Origin of the sequence: Mesorhizobium sp. LNHC229A00 (assembly GCF_000502415.1) — a bacterium.
GTDB lineage: Bacteria > Pseudomonadota > Alphaproteobacteria > Rhizobiales > Rhizobiaceae > Mesorhizobium.
Window position 1 is genome coordinate 526,778 of sequence record NZ_AYWQ01000003.1, and the last position, 14,455, is coordinate 541,232.

Consider the following 14,455-nt stretch of genomic DNA (forward strand, 5'->3'; position numbering starts at 1 on the left):
TCGGGCTGCCACCGGCAGCATTGGGGAGACGGGGAATGAAGGGGTTTTGGTTAGGGATGGCGACGGCCGCGCTGATGGCGCTGTTGTCGAGCGTCGGGGCCGATGCCGCCGACCGTTTCATCGACGTGTCGAACCCCAGCGTCCATCGTATCTTCCTGCCGATGTCGCAATCGGTGACGGTCCAAGTGAATGCCAATCTCGGCGATATCGTCGTCGGCGACGAGAAGATCGCCGATGCCCAGCCGATGACCGACCGCACGCTCTATGTCATCGGCAAGGGCGCCGGCACCACCACGGTCAATCTGTTCTCCACCGATAAGCGTTCGCTCGGCGCCCTGCAGATCGAGGTCGGCGTCGATGTCAGCGACATGGCGGCGGCTATCCGGCAGGTTGCGCCAAGGGCGCGCATCGAAGTCGGTTCGGTTAATGGCAGGGTGCGGCTTGGCGGTCATGTCAAGGACGGCGCGACGCTGGCGGCCATCGTGGAAGTTGCCCAGCAATATGGCCCCGACGCCATCATCAATTCCGTCACCGTCGACGACAGCCAGCAGGTCAATTTGGAAGTGCGCGTGCTGGAAGCCAAGCGCAATGCCGGCCGCGATCTCGGCGTGTCGATCAGGACCAAGAACAGCAGGGGAACGACCCGCACCGGCACTGGCATTGCGGCCGTCGATGAAGATGGCGTGGTGGCAAATCCGGCAGCAGACCTAGTCACCGGCCTGCTGTCGAACAGCAATCCGTTCGCAGCGCTGATCACCCGCGTCATCGACAGCAACATCAAGGTCGATTTGATCATCGAAGCACTTGAAGCCAAGGGCGTAGTGCGCACGCTTGCCGAGCCCAACCTCACCACGCTTTCGGGAGAACCGGCCAGCTTCAACGCCGGCGGCCAGGTCCCGATCCGCAGCGTAGACGCCAACGGCCAGGTCCAGATCGAATACAAGCAATTCGGCGTCAATCTTCAATTCACGCCGGTGGTGCTCGCAGACGACAAGATCCATATGAAACTTGCGCCGGAGGTCAGCGACCTGACCGGCTTCACCACCGCCGGCGACCCGATCTTCACCAACCGCAAACTCGATACCGTCGTCGAATTGCGCGACGGCCAGAGCTTCGCGGTCGGCGGACTTCTGTCCAGCAAGACCACCAAGCTTCAGAACCAGGTGCCCTGGCTCGGCCAGGTGCCGGTCATCGGGGCGCTGTTCCGCAATTCGAGCAACCAGAAGGAAGAGACCGAACTGGTCGTCATCGTCACGCCGCATATCGTACGGCCGGTGAAGCCCGGCGAGCAGTTGGCGACGCCGTTCGACAAGACGCGGCCCGCAAACGACCCGGAATTCTTCGTGCTCGGCCAACTCGAGGTGAACAAGGACATGATCCGCAAATACGAAACGGGCGACGGCGTCACCGGCCCCTATGGCCACATGCTGGACTTCAAATCGAAGGACAAGATGCTCTATGTCAAGAAATAGTGGCTTGATCCTCATTCTGTGCACCGGCCTGCTGACGGGCTGCGCCGCGGACTATCTGAACCACTACGACTCGGTGACATTGGCCGCCGGCGATACGCAGAAATTCAACTCAATGCTGCAGACGGTCGACCCGCTCAACCCGGTCTCGAAGAACACACACATCGAAGGCGACGGCACGCGGGCCGCCGCTATTGCGCATAACTACAAGTTTCCACCACCACCACCACCGCCGCCAGCGATCACGGTAAACGTCGGCGGGTCGGGTGTGACGCAGTGAACTGAACGGAAGGATGCGGAGGGCGCCGGGCATGCGAGGGGCTCTGGCGCAAGAAAGTAGAGAGTAAGGTCATGTTGGGGACCATTCGTGCATTCTGGAACGATCAACGCGGCGTAGCGATGATCCTCGTGGCTATAATGCTGCCGGTGCTTATCGGCTTCGCCTTGCTGGCCATCGATATGAGTCGGGCTAACGGGCTGCATAACGATCTGCAGAAGGGTGTCGATGCGCTTGCGCTTGCGACGGCCGCGGAACTGGATGGCAGAGCGGATTCGATCACGCGAGCAAACCTGGCCGCGACGACCCTTCTGACCAACACCACCAAGTTTTCTACATCCAATAATGACCACACTCTCGCCCTGGCAGATGTGACCATGAAGTATCTGACGGGGATACCCGCCAGCGACAGCATCGGGTTGGATGCCGCCGGTGTCGACGCCAATGGCCATGACTGGTCAAGCACCGATCCCAAAGCCGTGACATTCTCCCTAGTGACAGTAAACCCGTCCGGTGACGCGGATGGTGCCGGTGCTTTCGCGGCGATTTTTCCGGCAAGCTTTGTCGGCGGCAACAACACCTTAGATATTCGGCCACAGGCTGTGGCCGGATTTGTCCAGTCGATCTGCGAAACGGTGCCGATATTCATGTGCAATCCGTTCGAGACAACCGATCCGCTGACCAGCAAGACCATCCAGCAGGCTTTTGCCGCCGGGCTCACCTATAGTCGCGAATATCGTATTCTCAAGGTCGACTCGAACCCTGGTCCCGGCAATTTCGGACTGGTCGACAACAATCTGGCGTCGCTGCGGGACGCCCTCGCAATCGGCACCGCCGGCACTTGCTACCAACACGATGCGCTCACCACGAAAACCGGCGTCACCTTGGGGCAGGTCAACACTGGACTCAACGTGCGCTTCGACATCTACAGTTCCTCGCTCAAACAGAATGACAGTAATTGGCAATACCGACCGGCCAGCAATGTTCGCAAGGGAGTAGACAAGACCTCCAACTGCAACAAATACACACCCAATACAGACGGGACGGCCATGGCGCTTCCGCCGGGCAACAGTTTCGATTCCACCACAGGGATGACGAACTCGACCTGGGACCGCACCAATTATTGGCAGATCAATCACGGTGCGGCATACCCCAACGTGCCTAGCACTACAAACCCGACCGGCGCCGCTGTGCCGGCTTCCAGATATGACGTCTACAAATATGAGATGGCGAACGGGCTCGTCGGAGACAAGTCCAAGGCGCCTACAAAGGAAACGGGCGTTCCAGCCTGTTTCAAAGGCACGACGCCGACCTCGGATCCCGATCGCCGTTTGCTCAACATGGCGATCGTCGATTGTATTGCCAACCAGGCAAAGATCAATGGCCATATCAGGCTCAAGCCTGACGGCTATGCCAGTGTCTTCATAAACAGCCCCATCCAGAAGCAGGACAACAGCAAGAACGACGAGGATTCAACGGCCGGCGAGAAGCCTATCAGCCTTGAGATCGTCGACGTCGATGGAGGGTTTGCGAACAACACCCTTCTAGACAAAGCATTCCGCAACGAAGCCCAACTGTATCGGTAAAGTCGACATGACCAGGTTCGACAAAATCATCCGGTGGTTTCAAGGCGACGAAAGTGGCGCCGCTTTGGTGGAAGCCGCGATCACCATACCACTCGTGTTGCTGTTCTCGGCTGGTGTGTTTGAGTTCTCCAACGTCCTGAACACGCGCCTGCTTCTCGAAGCCGGCGTTGAGGATGCGGGCCGCTACATGGCACGATGCAGCAGTGACTGGGAGACCTGCAAGGGGCGGGCTAAAAACCTTGCCGCCAATGGGGCGGTCACCAACGGCAGCGCCAGGGTGACCGGATGGCTGCCGGCGACAGTTGAGATCACCAAGGCGCGCTCGCTGAACGCGGTTGATGTGGCCACGGGCACGCAGCTTTATCTTAGCAGTAAGAGCACTGTCGATGTCGTGGACGTCAGTACCTCCTATTCTTATCCGGACGTCGGCTTCTGGTCATCTCTCGGCTTTGGTGCTCTCACGCTGAGCGTGTCCCATCAGGAACGAGTCATTGGATGGTGACGGAGCGCATCAAGTTTTGGGTCAACCAGTCCGGAGCGACTATGGTCGAAATGGCCATAGTGATGCCGCTACTGTTGACGCTTCTGCTTGGCTTCGTCGATTTCGGCTACGCCTTTTATCAATGGAACGCTGGCAACAAAGCGGTACAATCCGGCGCAAGACTGGCGCAGATTTCAGCCCCTGTCGCCATCGGGCTCCCATCTGAGACGCTAACGCAAAGCGATATCACCAAAGTCGGAGCCGCGGTGCCGGCCGGCACGTATGACTATGTTTGCACAGCGAGCGCCGCAGGCGTCGCCTGCTGCAGTGTCGGAGGAGGCTTGTGCAAGCCCGCGAATGCGAGTCAAGCGGCGTTCGACGCGATCTATGACGGCACCGCCAACCGCGCCGGAATGCACAACTTCCTGCCAATGTTGACGAAATCCGAAGTTATAATTGAATACGCCGCATCCGGTCTCGGCTATTGGACGCGTCCCAGCGGTCCGGTGCCGACCATCTCCGTCAGCATCACCAATCATCCCTTCCAATTCTTCTTCCTGGGTGGGCTGCTCGGGTTCGGAAACATCACCATGCCCTCCATGCTGAGCACGGTCACGGGCGAAGACATGAAAAGCACGTATCCATGAACGCCATCAGCACCAAGGTTACCCCGACCAAGCGAAAGCAGGTCGCGCTGTTTTCCTCCGATCCGAATTTCAAGCGCGACGTGGCGACGCGGCTCGATGCGCTGGCGATCTATGACGTCAGGGTCGCCGAGACGAGCGATTTCCTCAAAGGTCCTCCGGCCGACACGCGTCCGGGCATCGTCATCCTCGATCTCGGCAAGGGCGAATTGCTTGGCAATCCAGGCATCGTCGAGGCGCGCGCGCTGTGGGCCACCGTGCCGCTGATCGCGGTTTCCGACGAGTTGACGTCGGAGCAGACGCGCGTCCTGGTGCGCATGAATGCCTCGGACTGGCTGCACAAGCCGCTTGACGGCAAGGAACTGCTCAACGCCGTCACCTTCCACGACAGCGGCAACCAGGGCGCCAAGAGCCGCATCATCACCTTCATCAGCGCCAGCGGCGGCGCCGGCGCCACCACGCTGGCGCTTTCGGCCGCCGAATTCCTGGCCTCGAAATCGACCGAGCGCGCGGCCTCGACCTGCCTGGTCGACCTCGACTTCCAGAGCGCCAATTGCGGCGCCTATCTCAACCTGTTCAACCAGTTCGACCTTGCCGGCATCATCGGCCAGCCGGAACGGCTCGATGTCGAACTGATGGATGTCATCAAGCTGTCGCGGCCTTCCGGCCTGACGCTCTACGCCTTCGAGCGGCCGCAGCTGCCGTTCGAGCCGCAGGGCGCCGATTTCGTCTTCCGGCTGCTCGACCTCGTCGCCTACCGGTTCGACGACATCGTCATCGACCTGCCGAACATCGAAACGCCCTGGCACAATTCCGTGCTGTCGACGAGCGACGAGATCTTCATCGTCTTCGAGCTCAATGTGGCCTCGCTGCGGCAAGGCAAACGGCTCTACAAGAAGATCCGCGAGCTGCGCGGCAATGCCGTCTCGATCACGCTGGTCGCCAACAAGCACAAGCGCAAATGGTTCGGCAACCACTTCTCGCGCAGCGAGCTGGAGAAGATCTTCAAGGCGCCGCACATCAAGTCGGTCGGCCTCGACAATGCCCTGCTGGCCGACGCGCTGAACCGCGCCATGCTGCCTTCCGAAGTGGATGGGCGGGCGCGCTTCAGCAAGGATCTGAAGAAGATGTTCCGCGAGCGGCTCGACGATGCGGCCCGCTAGCGGCCATCGCTTGCGGCTGACAGCCGCCTGCCTCCTCGGCCTGGCGCTGGCGCCCGCGGCCGGACAGACCGCGTGGGCGGACAGCCGCCCGCCTCTGCCGGCCATGGGCCCCAGCCTGCGCAAGATTGTGGCGTTTTCCACCGCCGAGAAGACTGGGACCATCATCATCCGCAAGCAGGAAAAAGCGCTCTACCTGGTGACCGGCAATGGCGAGGCCCTGCGCTACCGGATCAGTGTCGGACGCGATGGATTTGGCTGGACGGGTACGGTCCAGGTGGGAGCCAAGACCGAGTGGCCGGCGTGGCGACCGCCCCGGGAAATGCGCGCCCGCCAGCCGGAATTGCCTGACATGGTGCCCTCGGGGCCGTACAATCCGCTCGGTGCAAGGGCGCTCTATCTGCTTCGGGACGGCCGCGACACGCTCTATCGCATCCATGGCACCAACGACCCTTCGGGCGTGGGTTTCGACGGCACGTCGGGCTGTTTTCGCCTGACGAATACCGATGTCATCGATCTTTTCAGGCGCGTGCCTGTCGGCACCAAGGTGGTGGTCCAATGACGACGATCAGCGATCCCGACGACCTTGTGATAGCGGTCGAACCACTGTTGCTCGACAGGGAGAAGAGCCGGTCCAGGCTCGCAATTGCCGTCTCTGTCGGCCTGGCGCTGTTTGCCCTTCTGAACGCCACCGCGGCCGTCTATCTCTACCACGGCATCAACGATCTGCGCGCGATCGAGGCGCGGCTGGAGGACCTCGGCCAGTTCGAGCAGCGGATGAGCGCGCGGCTCGACACCGTCAACAATGGATTTCAAAGCCGGTTCGAGGCGCTGGACGACCGGCTGCGGGCGAGCTTCGGCGAGGTCAACGCCAACATCGCCCGGCAGCCACCGGAGATGTCGGGAAATCACGGTGGCGACGAGCCGCGCGTCGTCGAACTGGCCTCACCCGCCGAAGATACGGCGGCGGTCGCCAGCGCCGCCGACGCGGAGCCCGCGATCGAGGAAATGCCGCGGGTAACGCGACGGCGATCGGCTCCGGCGGCGCCTCCCGCGCCGAGCTCCAACTACCAGCGGAGCGTGTCACCGGAAGGCAAGGTCACCTATCACAAGATAAACTAGGTCGGGATAAACTAGGTCGGACTTGGGCGTGGCCGCGTAGCTGCGCTAGAAATCCCGCTGCAGTGCCATGATCCGGACGCGCCGCGATTCAACGCGCATGCCGAGTTCACGGACATAGGCAAGGTGGCAATAGGCGCAGGCGGTGACCCCGATGACCGCCAGCAGGCAGTTCAGCCAGGTGAAGTCCATCATCAGCGAGAACCGAAAGCCACTCGGTGCCGTGAACGCGGCGATGGTGCTGGCGGTCTGCGAGCGGCCGCCGATGAAGATCATCGACGCCGCCAGGATCAAGATGCCATGGTTGGCGAGAAAGAAAGCGGCCGACCTTCTGGCCCGGCTTGCCATCCAGCAGATCCCCAGGGCCGCGCCCAACAAGGCGAAATCCAGGACCATCGACCCTCCCAGATAGACATCGACCTGCTGCCAGACCATGCCCGACGAGGGATGCAAGGCGAGCCAGATCTTCCACATATCCGGGCTTGCGGGGTAGGTTCCGAGCAGGAGCGTCGCCATTCGCTCGGTCGCGAGGATCAGCAGGACACAGGCAGGAAAGGCGAAAAGCACTAGTGGTTGGCGCTTCATGGTACCTCGCAGTCTGGCGGACAGATTACGCGCCATGGGTTGCGCAAGGCTTAACGGGAAAGGTTAGGCTGAGACAGGACCGATCAAGCGGCTCGGATCAGGTCGTACAGCCAAGTGCCCCCTTTTGTGTGCCCGACACCCAAATCCCGGACGCTGTCCATGTGATTGCGTCCCTCGACGATGCTGCTCGAAGCCGTCAGGCCCTGCTCCGTCAGGCGATCGGCAAACAATTTGGCCTGCAGGTGAAACGGTTCCGTCTCCCGCTCGCCGACCAGCAGCGTGACCTTTGTCCGCGACGAGTGGGATTTGCTCATCGGCGAATACGCCTCAACTTCCGTGTCGGTCAGGCGTATCAAAGGCTCCAGGAAGGATTGCTGGAGGGGCTTCAAATCGTAGAGCCCGCCGAGCAGAAGTGCCGCCGACGGGGGATGTGCCGACCCCTCGTCGAACAAAAAGGTCGCCAAATGCGCCCCGGCGGAATGACCGCTGACGCTTAGCCGACCGGCATCGCCGCCATGGCTGGCGATATGACCCAGCACCCATTGCCTCGCGCGCCGGACCTGGTCGACGATTGTCGCCATCCTGACGGCAGGCATCAGCGCATAGTCGATCACGACCGCGATTGCCCCGGCGCTCGTCACCGTCTCGGCGATGTAGGAATAGTCGCTTTTGGCGAACATGCGCCAATAGCCGCCATGGATGAAGATGTGCACCGGGAGATCCCTGCGCGCTCCGTCCGGAAAGAACAGGTCGAGGCGTTCGGCCTCGTGCGGACCATAGGCGATGTCCGCCAGCATCGGCAGCGAAGCCCGCGTGACGGCGCTGCGGGCGACGATGTCGGCCACGATGTCATCGAAATCGGCAACGTGGTCGCGGGTGCGAAAAGGGTCCTTCGACATGGAGCCGGCTCAGAAGGTCACAGCGATGTATTTGGCCTCCATGAACTCGGCGATGCCGTGATGCTGGCCCCCTTCCCGCCCGAGGCCACTCTGTTTGACTCCGCCGAAGGGCGCGGCGGGATCCGACATCAGGCCGCGGTTGAGGCCGATCATGCCGGCCTCGATCTCGGCGGCCACCCGCATGCCGCGCGCCACATCGCGGGTGTAGAGATAGGCGGCGAGGCCGTATTCGGTGTTGTTGGCGTGGAAGATGGCCTGCGCCTCGCTCTCGAAGCGGGTGATGGGCGCCACTGGGCCGAAGATCTCCTCATGCGCCATATCGGCGTCCGGCGAGACTTCGGACAAGACGGTCGGCGGATAGAAAAAGCCATCACCTTCAGGCACCGAGCCGCCGCACAGCGCCTTGGCACCACGGTTGACCGCGTCCTTGACCAGCCGGTCGATCTTGTCGACCGCCTTCTTGGTGATCATGGGTCCACATTCGGTGTCCGCCTTGGTGCCGGCGCCGATCTTTAGCGCAGCCATGCGCTGCGCAAGGCCGTCGGCGAACGCATCGTGGATACCCGACTGGACGTAGATGCGGTTGGCCGCCGTACAGGCTTCGCCGGCATTGCGCATTTTGGCGATCATGGCGCCGTCGATGGCCGCATCGAGATCGGCATCGTCGAAGACGATGAAGGGTGCATTGCCACCAAGCTCCATGGAACAGGAAGTCACATGTTTGGCGGCTTCGGCGAGCAAGGCCCGGCCGATCCCGGTCGAACCGGTGAAGGAGAGCTTCCTGACGCGCGGATCGGCCAGCATGGCCGACGTCAGGGTGCCGGGTGTCGATGTCGTCAGCACGTTCACGACGCCGTCCGGTACGCCGGCTTCGCTGTAGAGCGCGGCCAGCGCATAGGCGGTCAGCGGCGTCTCGCTGGCCGGTTTCAGAATGACCGTGCAGCCTGCCGCCAGTGCCGGTGCGATCTTGCGCGTCGCCATCGCGGCGGGGAAATTCCACGGCGTGATGAGGATGCAGATGCCGATCGGCTGGTAGTCGACGACGATGCGGTTGGCGCCAGACGGGGCGGTGCCGAACTCGCCGGTGATACGAACCGCCTCCTCGGCGTTCCAGCGGAAGAATTCGGCTGCATAGGCGACCTCGCCGCGCGCGTCGCGCAGGGCCTTGCCGTTCTCCAGCGAGATCAGCATGGCAAGCGTCTCCGACCGCTCGACCATCAGCTCGAAACAGCGCCTGAGAATCTCCGAGCGCTTGCGCGGCGCTGTCTGGCGCCACCCCTTGGCGGCCTTGGCCGCTGCCTCGACCGCTGCGGCGGCATCCTCCAGGGTCGCATCGGGGACCGCCGCGATCACCGCGCCGGAGGATGGATCGGTGACCTCAATGAGCCCGCCGTCGGACGACGGCCGCCATTGTCCGCCAATGTAGAGCCGGTGCGGAAAGCCCCGAACGTCGTACGGATCCTGATCGAGAGGGAAGGCATTGTAGGGAAGGTTCATCGTCTTGTTCCTGACGTTCACATGGCGCAGGCGGTGAGATCGCCGTCATAGGCCGCCTGGACAAGGCGGCGCATGGCGGCAAGGTCGAATGGGCGCGGGTTGTTCTTGATCAGGCGATCGATGCCGAGCGCCTGCTCGGCGGTCCAGTCGAGCTTGTCGGCCGGGAGTCCCAAACCGGCCAGCGTCGGGGTGATGCCGATCGCCGCAAACAAGCGCCTGATCTCCTCGATGGTCGCGCCCGCCATTTCGTCGACGCCACGACCATTCGGCTCGAGGCCAAGAGCAATCCCTATCTCGGCGATGTCACCCGCGGCCACACGGCTGTTGTAGCTCATGACATAAGGCATCATTGTCGCCACCCCCAGCCCATGCGGCGTGTGGGTGAGCGCGCCGGCCGGGTATTGCACCGCGTGCGCCGCCGCCGTGCCGGCGGTGCCGAACGCGCAACCCGCAGCCAGCGCTCCCATCATCACGTCGGAGCGCGCCTCGGCGTCGCCGCCGTCGATGCACGCCTTCTCCAAGCTGCGGCCGAGAAGTTTGACGGCCAGCAGCGCGAAATGGTCGGTCAACGGCGTCTTGCCGATGAACACGTGGCGCTGCGGCAGGCTGAAGTCCCCGTCCCGGCGCATGGCCGTGAAGGCCTCGATCGCATGAGTGAGCGCGTCGGCACCGGCAACCGCGGTCAGGCCCGGCGGACAAGTCATTGTCAGTTCGGGGTCGCAGACGGCAACGGCAGCAATAAGATAGGGGCTCGATATGCCGACTTTGAGCGTCCGGTCCGGATCCGATATCACGGCGACAGGCGTCACCTCTGATCCTGTACCAGCCGTGGTCGGCACGGCGATCATCGGCAGGGTCGGCCCCGGGACCTTGAACTCGCCGTAGTAGTGCCGCAGCTCGCCGCCGTGGCTGATCAGCAAGGCGGCACATTTGGCGAAATCGAGACAGCTGCCGCCGCCGATGCCGATCACCATGTCTGGCCGGAAGCCCCTCGCTTCCTTGACGCAGACCGCCACCGAATCGCGCGGCACGTCCGGGAGGACACCGTCGTGAACCAGCACGTCGATTGACGCCGACCGCAGGGATTTCATCATTTCGGCGAACACGCTGGTGCCGGCCAAACGCTGGTCGGTGCAGACCAGGGCGCGGCGGCCATGGCGGCCGGCCACGGCTGGCAGGGCATGACGTTGTCCCGTTCCGAATAGAATTTCACGTGGGAGCCGGAGGGCTGTGAGAAGGCTCATGACAGGCTGCATCCTTGAGGGTGTCGGAGAAACTCGCATTGCAATCCGCACCGAAGGATCCTGAACTGAACGGCGCCGATAAAATCGTATAGGATATAGTATTGCATCGGTCAAACCCTCGTGTTAGCAATCTCCTGTCGAGAGGCGAAAGAATGCAACCTGTCAGCTTGAGCAATAATGGTGAAACGCCCACGGGAGCGGGCCGCATTCAGCGTGCCGGCAGCCTAGCCGAGGACGTCTACGAGGCCATCTTCGCGCAGCTGATGTCGCTGAAGATCGCGCCCGGTTCGCGCATCACCGTCGACAATCTGGTCAAGGAATTCGACGTTTCCCATACGCCGATCCGCGAGGCGCTGGGCCGCCTCGAAGGCGAAGGACTGGTTCTGAAGACGCACCTGATCGGATACCGTGCCGCGCCGCAGATCACGCGGCGCCGTTTCGACGAATTGTACGAAATGCGTCTCCTGCTCGAACCGCACGGCGCGGCGAAAGCCGCTGCCACGATGGATGAGGCCAAACTCGGCACGCTGCTGAAGGCTGCAGGCGTGATGTCGCGCCGCGAGGGCAAGGACGAGCGCCTGCGCTATTCGAACTTCGCCAGGCAGGACGCGATCTTCCATGACAAGATCATGGAATACGCCGAAAACGAGCTCATCCGCGAGACGCTGGGTTATCAACACACGCACTTCCACATTTTCCGCCTGATGTATCATTCCCGCGTGACCGTGGAGGCGCTGGACGAGCATGAGGCGATCCTCGCCGCGTTCGGCTCTGCCGATCCGGATGCCGCCGCGAAAGCAATGCGCGCTCACATCGAGCACTCACGCGATCGCCTGCTGCCGGCCTTCGATTGAGGCCTGAACGAATGTCCGTTACCGCCAATATTGCCGGAGAGGGAGGAAGTGCGCTGCCTGGCGGCAATGCGCCAGGGGTCCTGGAGCCGGTGCTGCGCGCTCAGGGTCTCTCGAAGCAATATGGGCCGGTGACCGTGCTCTCCGACGTCACGCTCGACATCCTGCCGGGCGAAATCCACGCCATCATCGGCGAGAACGGTGCCGGAAAATCCACTTTGATGCGGCTGCTTTCCGGCTATGCCGAGCCGACCCGCGGCACCTTGTCCATGGCTGGTCGGCCGGTGACGTTCGCCAAGCCCGACCAGGCCCAAAAAGCCGGCATTGCCCTCGTCCACCAGGAGATCCTGCTCGCCGAAGCGCTTACGGTGACGGACAATCTATTTCTCGGCCGCGAGCTTTCGCGCCGCCATGTGATGGACGACCGCGCCATGCGGCGCCTGGCAGCCGAAAAGCTGGCACGGATCGGCTGCGCGGTCTCGCCGACCGCGCTGGTGCGCGACATCTCGCTGGCCGACCGCCAGCTGGTCCAGATCGCCCGCGCGCTGCTCGACGACTACAAGGTCGTGATCTTCGACGAGCCGACCGCCGTGCTGACCGGCGAGGAAGTGGATCGCCTCCTCGAAATCGTCCGGCAGCTAAAGGCCAACGGCACGGCCGTCCTCTATATCAGCCATCGGCTGGATGAGGTGCAGCAGCTTGCCGACAAGGTGACCGTGCTGCGCGACGGCAGGATGGTCGGCACCTGTCCGGGCACGGCCCTGACCCAGATGGACATGGCACGCCTGATGGTCGGCCGCGAGCTTGCAACGCTCTACCCGCAGAAGAGCGCACCGTCCGATGAGCCGATGCTGAGCGTGAAAAACGCCACCGTCCCGGGCTACGCCGAAGACGTCTCTTTCACCGTCCACAGGGGCGAAATTCTTGGCTTTGCCGGCATGATCGGCGCGGGCCGCACGGAATTGTTCGAAGGGCTGGTGGGCCTGCGTTCGGCCGACGCCGTGATTGAACTCCAAGGTCGGCCCGTCCGGATCCGCTCGCAACGCGAAGCGATCGATGCAGGCATCGGCTACCTGACCGAGGACCGAAAGAGCAAGGGCCTGCTCCTCGAGGAACGACTGGCGCCCAACCTCACGCTTTCCGCACTTGAACGGTTCCACCCCGCACTGGCTCTCAGCAGACGCCGCGAGTCGGTCGCGCTGACAGAGGCCGTCCGGAGCTACGATATCCGGCTCAAGAGCCCTGGCGTGAAGGCGGGACAGCTTTCCGGCGGCAATCAGCAGAAGCTGCTGCTCGCCAAGGTGCTGCTCACCGACCCCTCTGTGGTCATCATCGATGAACCGACCCGCGGCATAGATATCGCCAACAAGGCTCAGATCTACGCCTTCATCCACGCCATCGTCGGCAGCGGCAAAGCCTGCATCGTCATCTCGTCGGAAATGCAGGAGCTGATTGGCATCTGCGACCGCATCCTCGTCATGCGGGAAGGCCGCCTGACGGGCGAGGTCCAAGGCGCCGAGATGACCGAAAGCAATGTGGCGCTGCTGGCGACAAGCGGCCCGAAACCGAGGCCGAAGGCCGAGGGAGGAACAGAATGGCTGTCATGACCGGATCCCCATCCACGCATCGCGTCGGTGATTTGAACATCACCTGGACCGACGTGGGTCCCTTCCTGGCATTGGCCGCCCTGCTGGTGGTCGGCTTTCTCATCAATCCAGACTTCCTCTCCGCGACCAACCTTGCCAACGTCATCACCCGCAGCGCCTTCATCGCCATCATCGCGGTCGGCGCGACGTTCGTTATCTCGTCGGGAGGGCTCGATCTTTCCGTCGGCTCGATGGCCGCCTTCGTCACCGGCATCACCATCATGTTCATGAACGCCGTGGCGCCACACGCCGGCCTGTGGGCGATCCCGGCTGGAATGCTCGTGGCGATCCTGGTCGGTCTTCTGTGTGGCCTCGCCAATGGCCTGATCGTCACCATAGGCCGGATCGAACCGTTCATTGCGACGCTCGGTACAATGGGCATTTTCCGCGCGTTGATCACCTATCTGACCGACGGCGGCACGATACCGATAGACCGATCGCTGCGCGAAGCCTATCGGCCGGTCTATTTCGGCACCGTCGGTGGTGTCCCTATCCCGATCCTCATATCGGTCGCCGTCGCCGCGATCGCATCGTTCGTCCTCTACAAGATGAAGTATGGGCGCAAATGTGCGGCGGTCGGCGCAAACGAGGACGTCGCGCGCTATTCCGGCATCTCCGTCATCAAGACGCGCACCATTGCTTACATCGTCCAAGGCGTCTGCGTGGCCGTCGCCGCGATCTGCTACGTACCGCGACTGGGTGCCGCAACGCCGACCACCGGGCAGCTTTGGGAACTGCAGGTGATCACCGCCGTGGTGATCGGCGGCACGGCGCTGCGTGGCGGCAAAGGTCATGTCTGGGGAACCGTCGCCGGCGCCGTCATTCTGGAGCTGATCGCCAATCTCATGGTGCTGTCGGACTTCGTCTCCGAGTACCTGGTCGCCGCGGTTCAGGGCGTCATCATCATCATCGCGATGCTCATTCAGAGGTTCTCGAATTCGAAATAGCCCCGCGTCCGGACCACACGGGTGCGTCTTTGCAGGTCCAATCTGGGAGA

Annotated in this window: 15 protein-coding genes; 11 read left to right on the forward strand and 4 right to left on the reverse strand. The window is 62.6% G+C overall.

Annotation, left to right across the window (positions count from 1 at the left end):
• Window positions 1–35 precede the first annotated feature (35 nt).
• From X742_RS160255 to X742_RS160220, 8 genes are all read left to right on the forward strand, one after another.
• Entirely contained in the window at window positions 36–1,472 is a 1,437-nt protein-coding gene (locus X742_RS160255) for a type II and III secretion system protein family protein (protein WP_023771303.1), read from the forward strand.
• A 4-nt stretch (window positions 1,473–1,476) separates the two neighbouring features.
• Window positions 1,477–1,749, forward strand: a complete 273-nt coding sequence (locus X742_RS160250; RefSeq protein WP_245275513.1) for a hypothetical protein — start codon at window positions 1,477–1,479, stop codon at window positions 1,747–1,749.
• Between the two features lie 71 nt (window positions 1,750–1,820).
• Complete coding sequence (locus X742_RS160245; protein WP_084569503.1) at window positions 1,821–3,332, forward strand: pilus assembly protein TadG-related protein; 1,512 nt, start codon at window positions 1,821–1,823, stop codon at window positions 3,330–3,332.
• Between the two features lie 7 nt (window positions 3,333–3,339).
• Entirely contained in the window at window positions 3,340–3,834 is a 495-nt protein-coding gene (locus tag X742_RS160240) for a TadE/TadG family type IV pilus assembly protein (RefSeq protein WP_023771306.1), read from the forward strand.
• Window positions 3,828–4,460: a TadE/TadG family type IV pilus assembly protein gene (locus X742_RS160235; RefSeq protein WP_023771307.1), complete on the forward strand. Its 633-nt coding sequence runs from the start codon at window positions 3,828–3,830 to the stop codon at window positions 4,458–4,460. Before X742_RS160240 ends, X742_RS160235 begins: the two co-directional genes overlap by 7 nt.
• The gene (locus X742_RS160230) at window positions 4,457–5,620 is read left to right on the forward strand and encodes an AAA family ATPase (protein WP_023771308.1); all 1,164 of its coding nucleotides are present in this window, start codon (window positions 4,457–4,459) and stop codon (window positions 5,618–5,620) included. The genes X742_RS160235 and X742_RS160230 overlap by 4 nt, the downstream gene beginning before the upstream one ends.
• Window positions 5,607–6,179 carry a L,D-transpeptidase gene (locus X742_RS160225; RefSeq protein ID WP_023771309.1) on the forward strand — a complete coding sequence of 191 codons (573 nt, stop codon included), beginning with the start codon at window positions 5,607–5,609 and terminating at the stop codon, window positions 6,177–6,179. The genes X742_RS160230 and X742_RS160225 overlap by 14 nt, the downstream gene beginning before the upstream one ends.
• Window positions 6,176–6,739: a hypothetical protein gene (locus X742_RS160220; RefSeq protein WP_023771310.1), complete on the forward strand. Its 564-nt coding sequence runs from the start codon at window positions 6,176–6,178 to the stop codon at window positions 6,737–6,739. Before X742_RS160225 ends, X742_RS160220 begins: the two co-directional genes overlap by 4 nt.
• A 45-nt stretch (window positions 6,740–6,784) precedes the next feature.
• Here X742_RS160220 and X742_RS160215 read toward each other — a convergent pair whose 3' ends face one another.
• The 4 genes from X742_RS160215 to X742_RS160200 all read right to left on the reverse strand — a co-directional run bounded on the left by X742_RS160215 (window position 6,785) and on the right by X742_RS160200 (window position 10,961).
• Window positions 6,785–7,321 (reverse strand): hypothetical protein, encoded by a 537-nt coding sequence (locus tag X742_RS160215; RefSeq protein WP_023771311.1) that lies wholly within the window; start codon window positions 7,319–7,321, stop codon window positions 6,785–6,787.
• 83 nt (window positions 7,322–7,404) lie between these two features.
• Window positions 7,405–8,220 carry an alpha/beta hydrolase gene (locus tag X742_RS160210; protein ID WP_023771312.1) on the reverse strand — a complete coding sequence of 272 codons (816 nt, stop codon included), beginning with the start codon at window positions 8,218–8,220 and terminating at the stop codon, window positions 7,405–7,407.
• 9 nt (window positions 8,221–8,229) lie between these two features.
• A complete protein-coding gene (locus X742_RS160205; protein WP_023771313.1) occupies window positions 8,230–9,717 on the reverse strand; it encodes an NAD-dependent succinate-semialdehyde dehydrogenase in 1,488 nt (495 codons plus the stop codon).
• Between the two features lie 17 nt (window positions 9,718–9,734).
• Entirely contained in the window at window positions 9,735–10,961 is a 1,227-nt protein-coding gene (locus X742_RS160200) for an iron-containing alcohol dehydrogenase (protein WP_023771314.1), read from the reverse strand.
• A 152-nt stretch (window positions 10,962–11,113) separates the two neighbouring features.
• Here X742_RS160200 and X742_RS160195 point away from each other — a divergent pair, with 152 nt between their 5' ends.
• The 3 genes from X742_RS160195 to X742_RS160185 are packed head-to-tail and all read left to right on the forward strand — an operon-like array spanning window position 11,114 to window position 14,405.
• Window positions 11,114–11,815: a GntR family transcriptional regulator gene (locus X742_RS160195; RefSeq protein ID WP_023771315.1), complete on the forward strand. Its 702-nt coding sequence runs from the start codon at window positions 11,114–11,116 to the stop codon at window positions 11,813–11,815.
• A gap of 11 nt (window positions 11,816–11,826) precedes the next feature.
• On the forward strand, window positions 11,827–13,419 hold the full coding sequence (locus X742_RS160190; RefSeq protein ID WP_023771316.1) for a sugar ABC transporter ATP-binding protein: 1,593 nt from the start codon (window positions 11,827–11,829) through the stop codon (window positions 13,417–13,419).
• Complete coding sequence (locus X742_RS160185; protein WP_198019192.1) at window positions 13,416–14,405, forward strand: ABC transporter permease; 990 nt, start codon at window positions 13,416–13,418, stop codon at window positions 14,403–14,405. Before X742_RS160190 ends, X742_RS160185 begins: the two co-directional genes overlap by 4 nt.
• Window positions 14,406–14,455 lie beyond the last annotated feature (50 nt).